The sequence below is a fragment of the Chrysiogenia bacterium genome (assembly GCA_020434085.1).
GTDB lineage: Bacteria > JAGRBM01 > JAGRBM01 > JAGRBM01 > JAGRBM01 > JAGRBM01.
Genome location: JAGRBM010000349.1, coordinates 1 through 2,281, shown reverse-complemented (window position 1 = coordinate 2,281; position 2,281 = coordinate 1). Strand labels below are relative to the sequence as shown.

Below are 2,281 nucleotides of genomic sequence, written 5' to 3'. Positions count from 1 at the left end.
GCGCGAACCCAGAATCCGGTAGAGCGCGGCGTCTTCTCCGGCAACGCCCCAGACCCACCAGCGCTTCCTTGCTTCTCTTCGGTTGCCCAGATGTTCCCAGCGTGTTTCATCGGCGAAGACGACCGCCGAACTCAGCACGCGCGCGCCGATCCTTGCGTGCAGCGGAGCGAGTATCTCGCTGAGCGCCTCGATCTGGTCCCAGAGCGTCTGGCTGCTCACGATGAGTCCCTCGCGCTCCATGATCCGCACCTGCCGCTCAAGCGGCAGGTGGTCGGCGTACTTGGCGACGGCCACGCTCACGGCAAAGGCGGGCGAGTACCTGGAACCGGCAAGGAGTTTTCGGGGAGCGGACGCTGTTTTGACGCAGCCACCGCAGCGGCAGCGGTATTTCTTTCGCTTGTGTCTGACAAGCACGAAGCGCCGCTCGATCACGTCGATTTCTTCGGATTCTTCAAACTGGCCGGGCCATTCATCGAGCGCTCCGCCGCAGAGCACGCAGGTGCGCTCCTCCGCCGCAAGCTCATGCTCTTGTTCAAGGAGCGCCAGCGCGGGCTGGGACGCGGGGCCATGACCCCGCTGGGGCTCACGTTCAGGGAAATCTCCATTGCGGGCGGGCGAGAGTTTTTCCGAGGATTTGCCAAAAAGTTTCCCGCGCGTCAGAGCGAGCTGCGCTTCGAGGCTTTCGAGTTCAAGGGCGAGCTCGGCGGGGGCTTTGCCCTGCAGGCGCTCGACCTTACGTTTGAGACGCAGGTTTTCGGCTACGAGCCTGCGGTTCTCGCGTTCGAGAAGGAGCGCCGCCTGGCGCAGAATCTCAGGGCTCGTCTCCAGCGAGAGGTTTCGCATGTTGCGAGTCTCTCATGTTCGGCGAAACGGTACAAGCGGAAACTTTCCTGCCCCTCCGGTCCTTGTGCCGCGTCCGCAGCGAAACCCGCCCTTCCCAGCGGCATCCTTCGGTGAGCGAGAGCACCTCCTCGCGCGTCATGCGAAGCGCCCCTTCGCCGGCAAGCATGGCCCAGGGAGCCGGCATCTTGCGCCCGCCGCTTGTATGCTTGGAATACACGCATATCCCGACCCCGTCCCAGTGCAGCACCCACACGCGATACCGGTCGTGGCTGACGAAAATGAAGTAGGCCGCCGTCGTGGCCTGCCTACCGGCGTGTTCCACGATCAGCGATGCCATCGACTCGGGCGAGGCGCGACGCGCAAGCGGGCTGCCCCACAAATAGATCGACGGAAGACTGCCCTGTTTCATTTCTCCTCCAGTATCAATGGCAGATCCTTGAGCGAGACGCCCTCGACCCGCATACCGCCAGGTAGGATCAGCACCGCGCCCTGCTCGCTTTCTGCGAGATCCTGATCCGCAGTCTCGGAATCGGTGCTCCGGGATGCCACAACATCCAAAGAGCCCGAGAGCCCTTCGATCCGAAGCGCCCGTGAGCCGATCTCGACAGGGAAGAACTCTTCGCGAGCATCCGCCCACGGCGTCTTTTCCAGGCCCATCCAGCGTCGCAACGTGCTCTGCGGAAGGCCGAGCTCATTGGCAATTCTCTTCATGCTCGCTCCCTCCAGCCGCCGCTTGGCAAAGTAATCCCCGACTGGTCCGTTCAGCACCTTTACCGCACGCCGGTACTCGGGCAAGTACCTGCCCTTTGGACAGCCCTCCATGATCTTCCGTGCCTCCGCAACTCGCCGCCTGAGATCCTCATATTCACCATTCATGTGCAATGCCTCCGATTCGTGAACCGTGCGGAGTACCGTGCTCAAACCGTTCGCACATCCAGCCCACCGCATGGACTCTGTTACCAGATCCACCCTCTCCGATCTCATCCCGCTTGTCACGACGGGGTCCGGCGAGGTGTTACCCTAGCTCCAGGAAGGGCAAAACCCGCCGGTACGCGCGCGGCGCCAGATTCGGGTCGCGTGGGGCTCGCCGGGATGAAGCGGCCCGTTCGCGTGCGGATACCAAGCGGCTCGCATGAAAAACGAGACGGTCCAAGCGCGGTACGCGTGCGGTAAGGGCGATTCGCGGGACGGTTCTGCCACGGCTCATCCCCGGCCTGAGCGGCGTGTAGGCGGAAGTATCGACCTCCGGCGGCGTCGGACGTCATCGGGACGGTGCGCCTCTGTACTGCCAGAGAAACGTCTCGGCCCTCAACGGAGTTGATTTTCATGGAACCTTGCGAATCCGCTCGTTTTCTTGAAGTAATTGCACGACGCAATGGCGTTGTTAGATTCCGGAACGACGGGAGGCGACTTTCCTGCTCGGTAACGACCGGGAAAG

3 protein-coding genes are annotated in these 2,281 nt (G+C 62.7%); all 3 read right to left on the bottom strand.

The features are described from left to right. The coding region (locus KDH09_12190) for a transposase (GenBank protein ID MCB0220449.1) at nt 1–843 on the bottom strand (843 nt) is incomplete at its 3' end. After that, nucleotides 812–1,252, bottom strand: a complete 441-nt coding sequence (gene tnpB / locus KDH09_12185) for an IS66 family insertion sequence element accessory protein TnpB (protein MCB0220448.1) — start codon at nt 1,250–1,252, stop codon at nt 812–814. The genes tnpB and KDH09_12190, both read right to left, overlap by 32 nt. Continuing rightward, complete coding sequence (locus tag KDH09_12180; protein MCB0220447.1) at nt 1,249–1,764, bottom strand: hypothetical protein; 516 nt, start codon at nt 1,762–1,764, stop codon at nt 1,249–1,251. The genes tnpB and KDH09_12180 overlap by 4 nt, the downstream gene beginning before the upstream one ends. Between the last annotated feature and the right edge of the window lie 517 nt (nt 1,765–2,281).